Source organism: Paenibacillus sp. Cedars (assembly GCF_003184205.1).
GTDB classification, from domain to species: Bacteria; Bacillota; Bacilli; order Paenibacillales; family Paenibacillaceae; genus Paenibacillus_AQ; species Paenibacillus_AQ glucanolyticus.
Genome location: NZ_CP020866.1, coordinates 5677864 through 5695310, shown reverse-complemented (window position 1 = coordinate 5695310; position 17447 = coordinate 5677864). Strand labels below are relative to the sequence as shown.

The 17447-nt window shown below is 50.7% G+C and carries 14 protein-coding genes and 1 tRNA gene; 9 read left to right on the top strand and 6 right to left on the bottom strand.

Annotated features, from left to right (window positions below):
* Window positions 1-285: 285 nt before the first annotated feature.
* Both clpP and B9D94_RS27415 read right to left on the bottom strand, forming a co-directional pair.
* The gene (gene clpP / locus B9D94_RS27420; RefSeq protein WP_006207581.1) at window positions 286-882 is read right to left on the bottom strand and encodes an ATP-dependent Clp endopeptidase proteolytic subunit ClpP; all 597 of its coding nucleotides are present in this window, start codon (window positions 880-882) and stop codon (window positions 286-288) included.
* Between the two features lie 160 nt (window positions 883-1042).
* A tRNA-Arg gene (locus tag B9D94_RS27415) sits at window positions 1043-1117 on the bottom strand.
* A gap of 370 nt (window positions 1118-1487) precedes the next feature.
* On the opposite strand from B9D94_RS27415, the gene B9D94_RS27410 reads away from it, so the two are divergent.
* The 7 genes from B9D94_RS27410 to B9D94_RS27380 all read left to right on the top strand — a co-directional run bounded on the left by B9D94_RS27410 (window position 1488) and on the right by B9D94_RS27380 (window position 10013).
* Window positions 1488-2531: a sugar-binding transcriptional regulator gene (locus tag B9D94_RS27410; protein ID WP_006207582.1), complete on the top strand. Its 1044-nt coding sequence runs from the start codon at window positions 1488-1490 to the stop codon at window positions 2529-2531.
* Window positions 2532-2640: 109 nt separating this feature from the next.
* Window positions 2641-3645 (top strand): type I glyceraldehyde-3-phosphate dehydrogenase, encoded by a 1005-nt coding sequence (gene gap, locus B9D94_RS27405; RefSeq protein WP_006207583.1) that lies wholly within the window; start codon window positions 2641-2643, stop codon window positions 3643-3645.
* A gap of 193 nt (window positions 3646-3838) precedes the next feature.
* Window positions 3839-5020 carry a phosphoglycerate kinase gene (gene pgk, locus B9D94_RS27400; RefSeq protein WP_006207584.1) on the top strand — a complete coding sequence of 394 codons (1182 nt, stop codon included), beginning with the start codon at window positions 3839-3841 and terminating at the stop codon, window positions 5018-5020.
* A gap of 76 nt (window positions 5021-5096) precedes the next feature.
* Entirely contained in the window at window positions 5097-5849 is a 753-nt protein-coding gene (tpiA, locus tag B9D94_RS27395; protein ID WP_148248471.1) for a triose-phosphate isomerase, read from the top strand.
* Window positions 5850-7394, top strand: coding sequence for a 2,3-bisphosphoglycerate-independent phosphoglycerate mutase (gene gpmI / locus B9D94_RS27390; protein WP_006207586.1), 1545 nt, complete (start codon window positions 5850-5852; stop codon window positions 7392-7394).
* Window positions 7395-7442: 48 nt separating this feature from the next.
* Entirely contained in the window at window positions 7443-8732 is a 1290-nt protein-coding gene (eno, locus tag B9D94_RS27385; RefSeq protein WP_006207587.1) for a phosphopyruvate hydratase, read from the top strand.
* Window positions 8733-9350: 618 nt separating this feature from the next.
* Window positions 9351-10013 (top strand): serine hydrolase domain-containing protein, encoded by a 663-nt coding sequence (locus tag B9D94_RS27380; protein ID WP_253806063.1) that lies wholly within the window; start codon window positions 9351-9353, stop codon window positions 10011-10013.
* Window positions 10014-10174: 161 nt separating this feature from the next.
* Here the strand turns inward: B9D94_RS27380 and B9D94_RS27375 are convergent, their stop codons facing one another.
* From B9D94_RS27375 to B9D94_RS27365, 3 genes are all read right to left on the bottom strand, one after another.
* Window positions 10175-11299 carry an NADH:flavin oxidoreductase gene (locus B9D94_RS27375; RefSeq protein WP_006207591.1) on the bottom strand — a complete coding sequence of 375 codons (1125 nt, stop codon included), beginning with the start codon at window positions 11297-11299 and terminating at the stop codon, window positions 10175-10177.
* A 116-nt stretch (window positions 11300-11415) separates the two neighbouring features.
* Complete coding sequence (locus B9D94_RS27370) at window positions 11416-11727, bottom strand: ArsR/SmtB family transcription factor (protein ID WP_006207592.1); 312 nt, start codon at window positions 11725-11727, stop codon at window positions 11416-11418.
* Window positions 11728-12074: 347 nt separating this feature from the next.
* Window positions 12075-13007: an ArsR/SmtB family transcription factor gene (locus B9D94_RS27365; RefSeq protein WP_076152561.1), complete on the bottom strand. Its 933-nt coding sequence runs from the start codon at window positions 13005-13007 to the stop codon at window positions 12075-12077.
* A 147-nt stretch (window positions 13008-13154) separates the two neighbouring features.
* On the opposite strand from B9D94_RS27365, the gene B9D94_RS27360 reads away from it, so the two are divergent.
* Both B9D94_RS27360 and B9D94_RS31995 read left to right on the top strand, forming a co-directional pair.
* Window positions 13155-15935: a glycoside hydrolase family 2 protein gene (locus B9D94_RS27360; RefSeq protein ID WP_148248469.1), complete on the top strand. Its 2781-nt coding sequence runs from the start codon at window positions 13155-13157 to the stop codon at window positions 15933-15935.
* 340 nt (window positions 15936-16275) lie between these two features.
* Window positions 16276-16359, top strand: coding sequence for a putative holin-like toxin (locus B9D94_RS31995; RefSeq protein WP_220687457.1), 84 nt, complete (start codon window positions 16276-16278; stop codon window positions 16357-16359).
* A 326-nt stretch (window positions 16360-16685) separates the two neighbouring features.
* Here B9D94_RS31995 and B9D94_RS27355 read toward each other — a convergent pair whose 3' ends face one another.
* The gene (locus B9D94_RS27355) at window positions 16686-17348 is read right to left on the bottom strand and encodes a M50 family metallopeptidase (RefSeq protein ID WP_006207595.1); all 663 of its coding nucleotides are present in this window, start codon (window positions 17346-17348) and stop codon (window positions 16686-16688) included.
* Between the last annotated feature and the right edge of the window lie 99 nt (window positions 17349-17447).

The window sequence follows — 17447 nt, the reverse complement described above, 5'->3', positions numbered from 1 at the left end:
TCCCCTCCCCACAAGTTAAGGCAGGTCTTTTAGGAGGGGGATGCTCTTACCTTCTTTATGTCTTATTGAAAAGAGTCGTACCGAAGTGAGAGTATCCTCGGAGGAGCATCGCGTTCGCCTTTGAAATCGGGAAACCTCCTTATCTGTTCATTCATGTTTCCCGATTTCAACAGCGACCGGAGGGGATACTCTCACGATTTAGTACTCGAAGTCTTCAATGAATAATCCAGAGGATAAGAAAGGGCAGGCACCGGATAACGGCGCCTGCCCTTTGCTTGCATTCTTTTATAGTCCCTGCGGTGGTGTATTTTCCAGTACTTGATCGATAAGACCATATTCCTTGGCTTCATCAGCCGTCATGAAGTAGTCACGATCGGTATCCTTCTCAATGCGTTCCAGCGGTTGGCCGGTACGATCGGACAGGATGCGGTTCAGCTTGTCGCGCATCTTGAGGATGCGGCGAGCACGGATCTCGATATCCGTGGCCTGACCTTGTGCGCCGCCGAGCGGCTGGTGAATCATGATCTCGCTGTTAGGCAGACCATAACGTTTGCCTTTAGCGCCTGCATTCAGCAGGAATGCGCCCATGGAAGCAGCCATGCCGACACAGATCGTCGAAACGTCCGGCTTGATGAACTGCATCGTATCGAATATCGCCATACCTGCGGTAATGGAACCGCCTGGGCTGTTGATGTAAAGATGAATATCCTTCTCGGGATCCTCAGCCGACAAGAACAGCATTTGGGCAATGATGGAATTGGCGACCACGTCATTTACGTCGGAGCCGAGGAAGATAATGCGGTCTTTCAGCAATCTGGAATAGATGTCGTACGCCCGCTCACCGCGGTTGCTTTGTTCAACGACCATAGGTATAAAACTCACGTGGAAAACCTCCTCTTAAGTACCTCATATAAATACTGTTACCGTATTACCCACATGATAAACAATTTAAATCAAAAAGTCAAAGAAAGTCAAACTATTGGGTAAAAAAAAGAGCCGTCATGGGCACTTTGGGGTAATCAGTATATAGAAAAAGTAAAAATGGCGCGCCCGCGAGGAATCGAACCTCGATCTCAGGCTCCGGAGGCCTACGTCATATCCATTGGACCACGGGCGCATAATAAAAAGGTCTATCGACGTACATTCAAAGAAGACAGACCGCGTTTAGCGGTAGATTTTCTTGCGATATCAGGAAGCACACTCTGCGATGTATATACTTTCTGATATCTAAAAAATTAGCAACGAAGTTGATTATACCGCATCTATTTCGAAAATACAATAGCGGACAAAACTTTGTTCCTACTATATAGACAAGCTTGCATTTGGCCATAATGTATAAGAATGGCTGGGGCAGAGAAATATACTTTCGGACACTTGCAACGGGCGTGATTATTGGTTAGAATAAAGGTGGGACTCAAAAAGTTTAACTGGGACATTTTACGGCCCGATAGAGGAGAGCCGAGACGAAGTTTGCAGGAGTGGAATGCATGCGTAACCTATTAGAAATACAAGAGCAACTTCTGCCGGATCTGATGAACACTCTTAAACGAAGGTATTCCATCCTTCATCAGATCAAGTTGTCCGGAATGGTTGGCCGAAGAACGCTGGCTTCATCACTCTCGATGACCGAGCGTGTCCTCAGGGCAGAGACTGATCTTCTGAAAGCGCAGGGGCTGATCGAGATTGAGACGCTTGGCATGCGAATCAGCAGTGCAGGATTATGCTTGGTTGAGGAACTTGAACCGGTCATGAATGAGTTGTTCGGACTGGTTGAACTGGAAGAGAAGATCCGTCAGGCTTATGGGCTTCGTAAAGTGGTCATTATTCCCGGTGACAGTGAGTCATCTCCGGAAGTCAAACGTGAGCTTGGCCGGGCCGGCGCAAGGACGCTGCTTAGTTTTGTGGAGGATGGAGATACAATCGCCGTAACAGGCGGCTCTACACTCGCTGAAGTGGCGGAGCAGATGTCATCATTGCCTGGTGGCGGACCGCTCAGAAGCACGTGGTTTGTGCCTGCGCGCGGAGGCCTCGGAGAGAGTATGGAGATTCAAGCGAACACCATTGCTTCCAAGATGGCAAAGCGTGTTGGGGCTGAATACCGTTTGCTCCATGTGCCTGATCTGCTAAGCGAGGATGCTTATCAGTCTCTTGTTCAGGATCAGCATATCCAGGAGATTGTGGATGTAATTCGGCGCTGCCGGGTCATTATACACGGCATCGGCGACGCGATGGAGATGGCGAGACGACGCAAGCTGGATGAAGGCTCCATTCAGAACTTGCAGGCAGATGGCGCGATTGCTGAATCATTCGGCTATTATTTCAGCGAAGAAGGCGAAGTTGTGCATAAGATGCTAACCCTCGGACTTCGGCTTGAGGACATTATGCGAACAGAGACGATCATCGGCATTGCCGGAGGCCAAGGCAAGGGCAAAGCGATTCACGCCGTGCTGAAATTCGGACATGAGGACATCCTCGTGACGGATGAAGCGGCAGCGTTGGAGCTTGAGAAGGAAATCGATGCCGCCATTTGATTGAGTCCAGAAATTTAGAGCAGCACAGTTTTTACAAACCTTGTTGTCTTGATTGATCTTATGGTCAATCTTGAATATATAAATTTTACAAATATGGAGGGAACTACTCATGGTTAAAGTAGGTATTAACGGTTTTGGACGTATTGGACGTAACGTGTTCCGCGCTGCGCTGAACAACAGCGAAGTTGAAATCGTGGCAATCAACGATTTGACGGACGTGAAAACACTGGCACACCTTTTGAAATATGACACAACTCACGGCAGACTTGACGCACAAGTAGAAGCTAAAGAAGGCGCACTTGTGGTAAACGGCCGCGAAGTGAAAGTATTCGCTGAGCGTAACCCTGAAGCATTGCCTTGGGCTGAGTACGGCGTAGAAATCGTTGTAGAATCCACTGGTATTTTCACAGCGAAAGACAAAGCTTCCGCTCACTTGAAAGGCGGCGCTAAGAAAGTTATCATCTCCGCTCCGGCTACAGACGAGGATATCACCATCGTTATGGGCGTTAACGAAGATAAATACGATGCTGCTAACCACACCATCATCTCTAACGCTTCTTGTACAACGAACTGCTTGGCTCCTTTCGCTAAGGTTCTTGACGAGAAATTCGGTATCGTGAAAGGTATGATGAATACTATTCACTCTTACACGAATGACCAGCAAGTGCTTGATCTGCCGCACAAAGACCTGCGTCGTGCTCGTGCAGCTGCTGAGAACATCATTCCATCCACAACAGGTGCTGCTAAAGCGGTTGGTCTCGTACTGCCACACCTGAAAGGCAAGCTGAACGGCATGTCGATGCGTGTACCTACGAAGAACGTTTCTGTAACTGACCTCGTAGTAGAACTGTCCCAAAACGTTACGCTTGAAGATGTGAATGGTGCGCTGAAAGAAGCTTCTGAAGGCCCACTGAAAGGCATCTTGAACTACTCCGATGAGCCGCTTGTATCCAGCGACTACAATGGTGACCCGGCTTCTTCCACTATCGATTCGCTCTCCACTATGGTAGTTGGCGACAACATGGTGAAAGTCGTTTCCTGGTATGACAACGAGTGGGGCTACTCCAACCGTGTCGTTGACCTCGCTGCTTACATCGCAAGCAAAGGTCTGTAATTGATCTAGCCATCCAATCGAAGAGGAGTTCCGTTCACGGGTCTCCTCTTTGGTTCATGGTTTTTACTTGTTTCATGCCAGAGCACTGGGAAGAATAGATCATATCCGGGCGCTGGTGAGACGATAGAGAGAGAAACGGGAGCAACTGCATGCTGTCGGTGAGGAGAATAGTTTTCTTAGGAGGAACGTGGAGATGAACAAGAAAAGTGTACGTGATGTAGAAGTAAGCGGCAAACGGGTGTTTGTCCGCGTCGATTTCAATGTACCGCTCGAAGATGGTAAAATTACAGACGACACTCGTATTCGTGAGACTTTGCCGACGATCAACTACCTGGTGGAGCAAGGAGCGAAAGTTATCCTGGCCAGCCACATGGGTCGTCCCAAAGGAGAGGTCGTTGAATCTTTGCGCCTGACTCCGGCAAGCGAACGTTTGTCCGAATTGCTCGGCAAACCGGTAGCCAAAGCGGATGAAGCGGTAGGGGAAGCAGTAAAAGCACAAGTAAACCAGCTGCAAAATGGCGACGTGCTCGTGCTTGAAAATGTTCGTTTTTACCCTGGTGAAGAGAAGAATGATCCGGAACTTGCGAAGCAGTTCGCAGAGCTTGCTGATCTGTTCGTGAACGACGCGTTTGGTGCTGCTCACCGTGCGCACGCTTCGACAGAAGGTATTGCTCATCATCTTCCGGCTGTATCGGGATTGTTGATGGAGAAAGAGCTGTCCGTTCTCGGCAAAGCCCTTTCGAATCCGGATCGTCCTTTTACCGCGATCATCGGTGGATCGAAGGTTAAAGACAAAATCGACGTGATCGACAATCTGCTTACGCTTGCTGACAATGTCATCATCGGCGGTGGACTTGCTTACACGTTCTTCAAAGCTCAAGGCCATGAAATCGGTCAATCTCTGCTCGATAAAGAGAAGCTTGATGTTGCGCTCGGTTTCATCGAGAAAGCCAAAGAGCTGGGTAAAAACTTCTACCTGCCGGAAGATATCGTGGTTACGGACGAGTTCAGCGCAGATGCGAATACAAAGATTGTTGGCATCGACGGCATTCCAGCAGACTGGGAAGGCGTTGACATCGGTCCTAAGACTCGTGCCAAGTATGCAGAAGTGATCAAAAACTCGAAGCTTGTCGTGTGGAACGGTCCTATGGGCGTATTCGAAATCGCTCCGTTCTCAAACGGTACTCGTGAAGTTGCACAAGCTTGTGCGGAAACGGAAGCTTACACGATTATCGGTGGCGGCGATTCTGCTGCAGCAGCTGAGAAATTCGGTCTGGCTGACAAGATGGACCACATCTCCACAGGCGGCGGTGCATCTCTTGAGTTCATGGAAGGCAAAGAACTTCCTGGTGTTGTGGCACTGAACGATAAATAGATTTATGATATAAGATGGTAGCAAGTGGATGAAGTTTGAACCCCGGCTCTTCGGGGGGAATAAAGGAGTGAATCGTGTGAGAACACCTATCATAGCGGGTAACTGGAAGATGTTCAAAACTGTTCCGGAAGCAACCGCATTTTTCGAAGATGTAAAAGGCAAAGCAGAAGTTGAAGGCGTGGAAAGCGTAATTTGCGCGCCGTTCACCACTCTTCCTGCTCTGGTTGAAGCTGCAAAGGGCACGAACATCAAAATTGGTGCACAAAATCTTCATTTTGAAGATAATGGTGCCTTTACAGGCGAAATCAGCGGTTTGATGCTGAAGGATCTGGGCGTGGATTATGTCATTATCGGACATTCCGAGCGTCGTCAGTATTTTGCAGAGACCGATGAGATCGTGAACAAGAAAGTACATGCGGCGTTCCGTCATGGTCTTCTTCCGATCGTATGTGTCGGCGAGAAGCTGGAAGAACGCGAAGCAGGCCAAACCAAAGACGTGTGCAAAGTACAGACTGAAGCCGCGTTCGCAGGTATTCCTGCTGATCAAGCCATTCATGTTGTTATTGCTTACGAACCTATCTGGGCTATCGGTACAGGCAAATCCTCAACAGCTGAGGACGCTAACGAAGTAATCACTTATATCCGCGAACTCGTAAAAGGCCTGTATGGTGAAAGTGTCGCAGCACTGGTGCGTATTCAATACGGCGGCAGTGTGAAGCCTGAAAATGTAACGGAGTATATGGGACAAAGCGACATCGACGGCGCGCTCGTTGGTGGTGCAAGTCTACAACCGGCTTCCTACATCGCACTCGTTGAGGGGGCGAAGTAGATGTCAGCTCCAAGACCCGTAGCTCTGATCATCATGGACGGTTTCGGGCTTCGCAACACCGATGTGGGTAATGCGGTCGCTCAAGCGAACAAACCCAATTACGACCGGTATTTGAAGCAATACCCGAACACAACATTGACCGCTTGCGGCGAAGCTGTTGGCTTGCCGGAAGGTCAAATGGGGAACTCCGAAGTGGGTCACCTGAACATTGGCGCAGGCCGGATTGTGTATCAGGACTTGACTCGCATCACGAAGTCGATTCGTGAAGGAGAATTCTTCGAGAACGATACGTTGGTGGAAGCCGTTCGCGCAGCTAAGAACAACAGCAAGAAATTGCATCTGTACGGACTTGTGTCCGACGGCGGCGTGCACAGTCACATTGAGCATATGTTTGCGATGCTGGATCTTTGCAAGAAGGAAGATTTCCATGACGTATACATCCATGGCTTCATGGATGGACGCGATGTGGCACCGGACAGCGGCAAGCAGTTTGTTAAGGATCTGATCGCGAAGATTGAAGAAGTGGGCGTTGGCCAAATCGCTACACTCTCCGGTCGTTATTATGCGATGGACCGTGACAAGCGTTGGGATCGTGTCGAGAAAGCATACCGTGCTATGGTATACGGCGAAGGACCTCAATACACGGATCCGCTGAAAGCCATCACCGAATCTTACGAGAAATCGGTTTATGATGAATTCGTGGAACCGACCGTGATTGTGAACGGTGAGGGCGAGCCGGTAAGCCTGGTGGAGAGCGGAGATTCCGTTATCTTCCTGAACTACCGTCCTGACCGTGCGATTCAGCTGTCCCAAGTGTTTACGAACAATGATTTTCGCGGTTTTGAACGTGGACCGAAGTTCCCGCAAAACCTGCATTTTGTCTGCCTGACGTTGTTCAGCGAGACGGTGGAAGGCTTCGTAGCCTACAAGCCGAAGAATCTGGACAACACCCTCGGTGAAGTGCTGGTTCAGCACAACAAAAAGCAGCTGCGTATTGCGGAAACCGAGAAGTATCCACACGTGACGTTTTTCTTCAGCGGTGGACGCGATGTGGAGCTTCCAGGCGAAACGCGCGTACTGATCAATTCACCGAAGGTCGCGACGTATGACCTGCAGCCGGAGATGAGCGCTTATGAGGTGGCGGATGCTTGTGTGCGAGAGATCGAAGCGGATAAGCATGATGCGATCATCCTGAACTTTGCGAACCCGGACATGGTAGGTCACTCCGGTATGCTGGAGCCAACAATCAAGGCTGTTGAAACCACAGACGAATGTGTTGGAAAGGTTGTCGAGGCTGTTTTGGCAAAAGGCGGGGTTGTTCTGATCACCGCTGACCACGGAAATGCGGACATGGTATTTGACGAGAATGGGCGTCCATTCACAGCGCATACCACGAACCCGGTTCCGTTCATCGTAACGGATGAGAACGTAACGCTGCGTGAAGGCGGCATTCTTGCCGACATCGCACCAACGATTCTCGATCTGATGGGTCTGCCGAAGCCGGACGAAATGACGGGAACCTCCATGATTGCAGCACGGAAGTAAGTCGTTCATAATGGAACGTAAACATAACATTTAAAGGAGACTATACACATGACTATTATTTCTGACGTATATGCACGCGAAGTCCTTGACTCCCGCGGCAACCCAACCGTAGAGGTTGAAGTATACCTGGAATCCGGTGCGATCGGTCGCGCTATCGTTCCATCCGGTGCTTCCACTGGTATTCACGAAGCCGTTGAGCTTCGCGACGAGGACAAATCCCGTTACCTGGGCAAAGGCGTTCTGAAGGCTGTTGAGAACGTGAATGAAATCATTGCTCCTGAAGTAATTGGCATGGACGCTTTGGACCAACTCGGCATCGATAAATTGATGATCGCTTTGGACGGAACTCCAAACAAAGGCAAATTGGGTGCAAACGCAATTCTGGCTGTATCCATGGCTGTAGCTCGCGCTGCTGCAGACGCTCTGGATCTCCCATTGTATGTTTACCTTGGCGGATTCAACGCGAAACAGCTTCCAGTTCCTATGATGAACATCGTTAACGGTGGTGCTCATGCAGACAACAACGTGGACGTTCAAGAGTTCATGGTATTGCCTGTTGGCGCACCTAGCTTCAAAGAAGCACTTCGCATGGGCGCTGAAATTTTCCACAACCTGAAGTCCGTTCTGAAAGGCAAAGGCCTGAACACGGCGGTTGGTGACGAAGGCGGCTTCGCTCCTAACTTTACTTCTAACGAAGATGCATTGACTTCCATCATCGAAGCGATTGAAAAAGCCGGCTACAAGCCAGGTGAAGACGTATTGCTCGGTATGGACGTAGCTTCCACTGAATTCTTCAAAGATGGCAAATATGTTCTGGAAGGCGAAGGCAAATCCTTCACGCCTGCAGAATTCGTTGACTTGCTCGCTTCTTGGGTAGACAAATATCCAATCGTTACGATCGAAGACGGATGTTCCGAGGACGATTGGGAAGGTTGGAAGCTGCTTACCGAGAAATTGGGCAACAAAATTCAACTCGTGGGTGACGATCTGTTTGTTACCAACACCGAGCGTTTGGAAAAAGGGATCAACGAAGGTATCGGTAACTCCATCCTGATCAAAGTTAACCAAATCGGTACATTGACTGAAACATTCGATGCAATCGAAATGGCAAAACGCGCAGGATACACGGCTGTTATCTCCCACCGTTCCGGTGAGTCCGAAGACAGCACCATCGCTGATATCGCGGTGGCAACCAACGCAGGTCAGATCAAAACGGGTGCTCCTTCCCGTACCGACCGTGTGGCAAAATACAACCAATTGCTTCGCATCGAAGATCAATTGGGCGAACTTGCTCAATACAACGGCTTGAAGTCGTTCTACAACTTGAAGCAAAAATAATTGAAATAGAAGAAAGTCCAGCTCCTGCTTTTTGGGAGCTGGGCTTTTTTTGCGTGTGATTGGGCGATGTCGAAGAGTCAAGGAAGGCTGCACCTTGGATGGGGGCTGTGGGGCGGTGCGAATATCGGCTCCGGTCGCTGTTAAAATCGGGAAGCTGGATGGATTAGGGTAAGGAGGCTTCCCGATTTTAAAGGCGAACGCGTTGCTCCTCCACCGATATACGCACCTGAGCATGAGGGAGGTGTACAGCCTTTTGCAGCCATCGCCGGAGAGTACAAGAGATAAAGCCCAGCTCGGCTTGGTCGCATGAGCTGGGCTTTTGGGTGGAGGAGGGGGAGAAAGGGAAGGCTGCACCTTGGATGGGGGCTGTGGGGCGGTGCGAATATCGGCTCCGGTCGCTGTTAAAATCGGGAAGCTGGATGGATTAGGGTAAGGAGGCTTCCCGATTTTAAAGGCGAACGCGTTGCTCCTCCACCGATATACGCACCTGAGCATGAGGGAGGTGTGCAGCCTTTTGCAGCCATCGCTGGGGAGCAAAGATAGCCCAGTTCAGCCTGGTCGCATGAACTGGGCTTTTGGGTGTGGGTGGGGAAGGCTAGGCAAGGCAAGGGAGGCACCTTGGACGAGGGCTGTGAGGCGGTGCGTATATCGGTTCAAAAGCATTCAATTGATGAACTTGTGGAATGGATATCTTCTCTTCCCATGGAGTCAGAGGTTCCGACGAACTTTAGCTATTCGAACTCTGGCTACATTCTGCTGGGCAAAATCATCGAAACCGTCAGCGGCTCCACGTACGCCGACTTTCTGGAACGGGAAATATTCGGCCCTGCGGGCATGAAGGATTCCTCCCTTGAATCCAGCTCGATCTTATCTAACCGAGCGAGCGGTTATGAGATGACGGCGGAGAGAGAACTTCGGAACGCCTCATACATCGACATGTCCAACGCTTATTCGGCCGGGGGCATTGTCTCTACCGCTAGAGATCTGCATATGCTTAACTGTGCACTGGATGAGGGGAAGCTGTTGTCCGGCGATATGACGGTCAAGCTATTCTCTTGGGACGGGCAGCAGCCTTACCGTTATGGCTGGAATAGGACAAGCATTCGGGCCAACCGGACCATGGCCTTCCATCATGGCGGGATTAACGGTTACACGGCTTCCTATCTAAAGCTGCTGGATCAAGAAATCGCGGTAATCGTGTTAAGCAATGTGTCGACCATGCTGACCTCAACGTTAGCGGGCGTGATCGTGAACGCACTTGGCGAAGATTCCCTATTGTAATAGATGATGTAATACATGAAGACCAAACTCTCCTGGGAGAGCTTGGTCTTTGTTTATGTACACAGCAAAAAAAGCCGGTAGAAGACTGCGGTCCTCTTCCGGCTTCTGATGGATATTTCGAAGGCCTAATGCAGCCCAGGTCTATAGGGGCCAGAACAGCATTAAACCAGGGTATTCAAGGATTCCGGCGTGAATGGCTCAAGCTCGTCGAAACGTCCGTCGCGTACCTTGGCAGCCCATTGCGGATCAGCCAGGAGAGCACGACCTACGGCAACGAGGTCATATTCATGTTTCTCAAGGCGGTTCAAGAGCTCATCGATGTCCTTGTGACCAGCACCCTTGCCTTGGGTAAAGAGGCTGGTAAACACTTCATCGAGGCCAACAGAGCCGACGGTGATGACCGTTTTTCCTGTCAGTTTCTTAGCCCAACCGGCAAAGTTCAGCTCAGAGCCTTCGAATTCAGGCTCCCAGAAGCGGCGTGTCGAGCAGTGGAATATATCGACACCTGCGTCTGACAGCGCGGTTAACAACTGCCCCAGTTTTTCAGGCGTATCTGCGAGCTTAGCTTCGTATTGGGTTGTCTTCCACTGGGATAGACGGATGGCAACAGGGAAGTCCGGACCTACCGCTTGACGTACGGCTTTCACCACTTCGATCGCAAAGCGGGCACGCTTCAGCATGTCTCCTCCATACTCATCGGTACGCTGGTTCGTTCTTTCCCAGAGGAATTGATCAATCAGGTATCCGTGGGCACCATGGATTTCTACACCGTCAAAGCCAATGCGTTTGGCATTCGCAGCAGCATCCGCATAAGCTTGAATGACTTGTTTGATTTCATCTATGGTCATCGGCTTAGTGATCAGGTTGCCTTCCAGGTCAAGTCCGGATGGTCCGATCGGAAGTGCCTCCGGGTTTGGCTCGGCGCCTACCGGACGGGTCATGCCGATGTGCCAAATCTGCGGCATGATCTTGCCGCCAGCCTCATGAACCTGACGGACGACCTCGGCCCAGCCGTTCAATGCGGCTTCACCGTGGAAATTAGGTATATTGGGGTTATCGGTAGCTGCCGGGTGGTCTATCAGCGTTCCTTCGGTAATGATTAGTCCGACGCCATTCTCTGCACGCTGACGATAGTAAGCCGCCACATTCGGGCCCGGTACGCCATTCGGGGAGAAGCCGCGGGTCATGGGTGCCATCACCACGCGGGATGAAAGAGTCAGGTTTCCGATTGTATAAGGCTCGAAAAGAGCCTCGGTGGATCGGGTGTTTTGATTTTGGTTGCTCATGTATGGAATCCTCCAATATCTCTAATATGTTTTTCTGCATTTTCATAAAAATAGATATATATAATGAAAAGAAAGAGCTTTTAGGCCTCCTTTATGGTGATAATGCTCGTTTAAGCCTATAGCTCTTTCTTGAGTTGTTCGATAAAACGCGCGATACCCTCCTCATTACGTCTGTAATATGTCCACTGGCCCGAGCGCCTGGATTCCAGCAGACCTGCCTTTTGCAATTTGACCAGGTAGCCAGAAACGACCGACTGTGCAAGCCCTGTTTTCTCTGAAATGGAGCCGACGCAGACACCGCCCTGAAAATCGCATGTAGAAGGCATGTGCTTCTGCGGATCAAAATGTTCCTCCGGATGCTTCAGCCACTCCAGAAGTTTAAACCGGGTCTCGTTTGATAGTGCTTTGATGGTTTGTATGGTATCCATATGCTCATTATATCTATTTTTATAGAAATGTAAATATAAACTTTGGGAAAATAACTAAAAGAAAAAAAGACTATTCCCAGGCCAGCCCAGGGGTCGGCATGGAATAGCTTTTATTCAGGTTGGGGTTGAGCCCAAGAAAAATGATTGAATTTAGCCATGGATACACGGTGAGGCTGAACCGTCAGCGATGTTTACAGGCCAATGTTGTGATTGCCAAGGCTTGTTTTTTGCATCATCTTGGCTGCGGGATGCTCCGTGTTGGTAGAGCCCCGGAACGAGACCTGTCACTACAAGGTCATCCATACCGCAGATGTGTTTCACGTTAGTTTTTCCGGCAGCATCAACTGTCAGGCCTCCGTATACCGCACAAAAGACAGGGTGATATCCTGCGGATGATCCCCAAAACCCGAACCGTACAGATTCAGGCCGTTCGGGTATTCGGCGTCTTCCTTCACCTCAAAGCGGACGCGAATCGGCCGGTTGAAGGCGAGTCCCAGCGAATCTATGGTGGTCGCGCCTGCCGCTTGACCGTCGACTTGGCTGCCTGTTGCGGTTACGCGCCATTCCGTCAGCATGCCGTATTCACTGCCGCTTCTCCATTTATCCGGCGTGAGTTTCCCTTTGCGATCACCAAAATCGCCAGGGCTTCTCCAGGTGCCTACAGGGAGATCGTTAATGCTGACGGTTATATCGGATGGCCAATCCTGCTGGAAGGAAGGCGCTTCGGAGCTGAGCTCCGCACGGATGCGCAGTTCATCGAGAGCGGCTCCGGGCGGCATGGGATTGGCAAAATAATATTCGATATATCCGGATCCCGAGAACCAGAGCAGCGCGGCCTCTGTTCGTTCCGGCATGTAAAAGGCGCGCGGATCGTCAGGCGATCCGATCAGAGAGCCATCCCGAGCCGCCATGCCGCAGGTAGGCTCGATCGAGCAGTGGGAGAACATGCCGATCGGCATGTGGATCTCTTCCGTGCGCTGCAGCCCCTCGCCCGGCTTTGCGGGCAGTTCGAGAAAAATGGAGCGGCAGGTAACGGCGCAGATTTTTTCCCGGTTGGCACCTTGCGAAGAGACGATCAGGTCCGCCTGCTCCAGCATCTGGACATTAATGGATACCGTAGGCTGCGCAATCCCAAGCGCTTCGGCCAATTGACCGACACTCATCGGTTTATCGCCAAGCGCTTCAAGAATGCGCACACGGACATCACTGGATAAGGCTTTGGCTACTTCCACGATCCGGGATGCCGGATAACGGTTGGTTTCCAGCTTCGATTCGTTCATAATCCCCTTCCTTTACTGAAGAGATATAGTGACTCCAAGTGTACACTAAATTCGATATATTGTAAAAATATAATGTACATTGCAATTATTATATACAGGTGCTAGAATAGGGGCAAATTTAGAAAAAGGAAAGGTTGTGTTCGCTTCATGAAGTCTCCTGTAGCAACGCCCATCCGTACGGAAATTCCACGCCCGGAGTACCCGAGGCCCGATTATGAGCGGAGAGATTGGTTAAATCTGAACGGTCAGTGGTCGTTCCAGCTGGAAACAGAAGGATCCGATGATACTCAGCAGCATGCTGGCGAGGATGAATACATTTCCTTGCAAGCGGGCGATGCACGGTGTTTTGATTCCGAGATTACGGTGCCGTTCTCCTGGGTAAGCCCATTGTCCGGTGTTGAGCGTGATGTAAAGGGTGTCGGCTGGTACCGACGTTCCGTGAAGTGGGGGCCGGCCGAGAAGCAGTCTCGAATCTTCCTGCGGTTCGGCGCCGTGGATTATCTGTGCGATGTATGGGTTAACGGCAAGCATGTCGGCTCGCATCAAGGCGGGTACGGAACATTTGAGTTTGATGTGACTACGGTTTGGAATGCGGAACAAGACAATATTCTCGTGGTCCGTGCAGAGGACTATGATCATAACTATCAGGCCCGCGGGAAGCAGGGATATGGGGAGATCCGGGGAATATGGCAGCCGGTTTGGCTGGAGGCCCGGCCGCAAACCTACATGGAGCAAGCAACCTTCATAACTTCCCTCGATGGTCAGGTCGAACTGAAATCCAGGATTCAGGCGCATGAAGCAGGCACGGCGACACTTCATCTTTCTTTTGAAGAAGGTTCCATTACTCATCAGGTGGAGTGGGAGCTGGCAGAAGGGGTTAATGAGTGCACTACCGTGTTCCAGGTTAACGATCCACAGCTGTGGAGTCCTGAAACGCCGCACCTGTATGAAGGGCAGCTGACTCTGTCGGGTTCCGCCGGTGATGATGTCGTGCATACTTACTTTGGGATACGCGAGATCGGGACGGCGAAGTTCGACGGTCGGGAGTACCGCTGGATCACATTGAACGGGAAGCCGGTATATTTAAACGGAACGCTGGACCAGTCCTATCATCAGACCGGGTTCTTCACCTACCCGACGGATACGGAGATGCAGGACGAGATCTATCTCATGAAGCGGCTTGGACTGAACTTCGTGCGGATTCATATTAAGCCGGAGGAGCCCCGCAAGCTGTATTGGGCGGATAAACTCGGCATTCTGGTGATGGAGGATATGCCGTGTTTTTGGGGCAACCCGGATGAGACAGCACGCTCAGCCTACGAGAGCGAGGCGCTTGAAATTATAGAGCGGGACCGGAATCATCCGTCTATTTTTTCCTGGGTGATGTTTAACGAAACTTGGGGGCTGCGCACGGACAGCGAATCCGCCGGCCTGACCGGGGGAGAAGGACAGCATCGATATTATCTCCCGGAGACGCAGGAATGGGTGCGGGAGAAGTACAGATGGGCCAAGGAGCTAGATCCGACCCGGATCGTTGAAGACAATTCGCCTTGCGCTTATGATCATGTGGAAACGGATATTAACACCTGGCATTTTTACATCAACGGGTATGAACCGCTGCGGAATCATATCGAGGAGATTGTTCAGAAGACGCATCCGGGTTCCGAACATAACTATATCGGCGGCAATCAGCAGGGTGACGCTCCGCTCATGAACAGCGAATGTGGTAATGTGTGGGGAATTGACGGAGGAGCCGGGGACAGCGATCTGGCATGGCATTACCGTTACATGCTCAACGAATTCCGGCGACATGATAAACTGTGCGGCTTTGTATTTACGGAATTCCGTGATGTCACGAACGAGTTCAACGGCTATTATCGTCTTGATGGTACGGATAAAAAATTCGGATACGAGGACTTTGTGCCAGGTATGACGATAGCCGACCTGCACACGCCGGATTTCGTTGTCATTGACGCACCGCCTTGTCAGACGCTGGAGCAAGGAGCCGCAGTATCCATACCGCTGCAGCGTTCCAGTTATTCCGATCAATATCATGGACAGAAGCTTATCCTTGCCTGGGAATTATCCTATGACCAGTTGGGTACGAAGGTCGTGGCTGATCAAGGATCCCTGGAGGTCGCATGGGACGGTTACGGTGTGGCGCCGCTGACCGAACTGCAGCTTCGCATGCCGGAGACCGATGCGGTTGCAATACTCGGCGTTCGTCTCCTGAATGGTGCGAACGGAGTCGTGACGCGCAACTTCACGACGTTTGACGTGCGCGGCGGAGAGGAGCAGTGCAATGGTGGAGCGGAAGCCAGAACGGTACGCATTCCGGTCAACACATTCCGTGAGCAAAGCTTCTCCTATATGTGGGAGGCGCTTCAAGGAGCCAAAGTGAACGGCGGCGGAGAGGGACGATTCGTCTATGACGTGCAGCTGCCGGACCGTGAGGAACAGCCGCTGATCCGCGATATCGAGATTTTCTTTGAGGCTGGCGCTAAGCGATTGCTGGCACGAAATATCGAGGGTGCGCGGCATCGCAGCCACGGCATCGACTTCATGCACGGGGCATCGGCGGACGTAGAGTATAACCCGAGCACTTACTATATGACGGATGAAGAGCTGCATGAATCGCGTGTATCTGTTTGGGTAGACGATGTCAAAATCGGCGAGGCTGTGCTCGCTGATGATCCTGCCGACAGCCGGGGCGTGCTGTCGTGGCACTATCAGCCGGTCCATAATCTTCTGGAGGAGGCCGGTTCGTACGGATACCTGTGCCAAGCTCAAGTACCGGGAAGACTTTCGGCGAAGCTTGATCGCAAGCGCAGCTTCCGGTTGGAGCTGCGAGCCGAAGAAGGCGGCATCAGTCTGTATGGACGGAATGCGGGCCGCTATCCGATCGATTTACAGGTGCGGTGCCGGTGAGAGTGGTAGTTGGAGGATGAAGGATGTCACTCGGTTTTCAGGCATCTAATGGGATTATGTCAGAGATTGAGATAACCATTCGTGTGAAGTATAAATAGGAAATAGGCAACCCGCCAGTAGTGGAACTACTTGCTGGGTTGCCTATTTTCATGGAGGCTATGTCCTAAGATTGGTTTGGATGATCGGTATATACTGCCTTATATAGTCTTTTTTCATTACTCTTTTATCGTATTTTATGCTTGTTTGCGTATTAGATCGTCTTCGTTATGTTATAATTTTCTAGTACAATATACGGCTTATAAGGGCGGTCGGCTAATCTCCCAGAAGGGAGGTGATGCCCATGGAGGTCAAAGATGCACTTTCCTTAATGTTCATGTTCGGCATGTTCATTCTGGCATTGCTCACCTACATGAAAAAGAAATAGACCGCCCTGCCTAAGGTAACGGTCTATTTTTCGACCTATCTTTCGTGGCCGACTGCTCTTTATGCAGTTTTTGTACTCTGGAGTCGTGTTCGCAGCACGACTCCTTACTTATTCTTACCTCAGTATAGCTCATTTTATAACGCTTTTATAGGTTTTATTTGTTTATTTTGATTTATACAAGTTCCATGATGAGGGAGTTAATCCTCTTCCAAAGCGCAGTGAATTGTGACCCTTAGATCCATATGAGTAAAAAGTCGCTATAAAAAAAGCCAGTGCCATCCACATGTTGGATAACGCTGGCTTAATCTATATACCTTCCTTCACCCTCACCGCTTCTTCCAGAACAGCTGCAGCGCCACCTTTGCGCACCACAGGGAGAACAGCAGGAACAGCAGTGCCCAGACGAAGGCCGGGAGCACGGTCAAGTTAGCCAGGTTGGAGGCGTCGCCTGCTTGATTGGGCTGGGTCAGCGCCATGGTCAAGAGGGTGAGCGGACCGACCACGGATTCTTCGAGTACGAGAAAGGCGAGCAGCAGGTAATAGAAATTGCGGATCTTCTCGCCGAGAAAATAAAAGATCAGATTCACGATCATAAAAATAATCAGCCACCATAATCCGTAGCCGGTGCGAACGAAGAAAATAATCATGATGAGGGCAAGCACGGTAATGGTGATCAGGCCGGCGGCCTGTTTTTTCTTGGCGTAGCCGTAGAACATCAGAATGGCGAACAGGGATGCGGACATATAGCCTGCAAGCGAGACGACAATCGGGCTCCACCCGCCTGAAGCCAGCATGGAATAGGTAACGCCGCTATGATCGGGGTTCAGCTCAATGCTAAGTACCCGCCCTGACATAATAAGGGTCATCACGGCATGCCCCAGCTCGTGGATCATCGTATCCAGGATACGGAACCAGGAGGAGAAGGGGATCAGCCTCGTCAGAAAAGCTGCGCCCACTAGAAACAAGAGTGCTTTTAGCCATTTATTCATTCGAAGGTCCTTTCAGCGTAAAGTCATTCGCTAGACTATCATTCCGTCCATTATAATACAGATGAGAAACATGTGAAAATCGGGTAGACCCTTTCGGTT

What these genes read in the sequence shown, in the direction of transcription:
- B9D94_RS27410 (WP_006207582.1), top strand. Translation starts at nt 1,488, where the DNA reads ATGCGTAACCTATTAGAAATACAAGAGCAACTTCTGCCGGATCTGATG.
- gap (WP_006207583.1), top strand. Translation starts at nt 2,641, where the DNA reads ATGGTTAAAGTAGGTATTAACGGTTTTGGACGTATTGGACGTAACGTG.
- pgk (WP_006207584.1), top strand. Translation starts at nt 3,839, where the DNA reads ATGAACAAGAAAAGTGTACGTGATGTAGAAGTAAGCGGCAAACGGGTG.
- gpmI (WP_006207586.1), top strand. Translation starts at nt 5,850, where the DNA reads ATGTCAGCTCCAAGACCCGTAGCTCTGATCATCATGGACGGTTTCGGG.
- eno (WP_006207587.1), top strand. Translation starts at nt 7,443, where the DNA reads ATGACTATTATTTCTGACGTATATGCACGCGAAGTCCTTGACTCCCGC.
- B9D94_RS27375 (WP_006207591.1), bottom strand. Translation starts at nt 11,299, where the DNA reads ATGAGCAACCAAAATCAAAACACCCGATCCACCGAGGCTCTTTTCGAG.
- B9D94_RS27370 (WP_006207592.1), bottom strand. Translation starts at nt 11,727, where the DNA reads ATGGATACCATACAAACCATCAAAGCACTATCAAACGAGACCCGGTTT.
- B9D94_RS27365 (WP_076152561.1), bottom strand. Translation starts at nt 13,007, where the DNA reads ATGAACGAATCGAAGCTGGAAACCAACCGTTATCCGGCATCCCGGATC.
- B9D94_RS27360 (WP_148248469.1), top strand. Translation starts at nt 13,155, where the DNA reads ATGAAGTCTCCTGTAGCAACGCCCATCCGTACGGAAATTCCACGCCCG.
- B9D94_RS31995 (WP_220687457.1), top strand. Translation starts at nt 16,276, where the DNA reads ATGGAGGTCAAAGATGCACTTTCCTTAATGTTCATGTTCGGCATGTTC.
- B9D94_RS27355 (WP_006207595.1), bottom strand. Translation starts at nt 17,348, where the DNA reads ATGAATAAATGGCTAAAAGCACTCTTGTTTCTAGTGGGCGCAGCTTTT.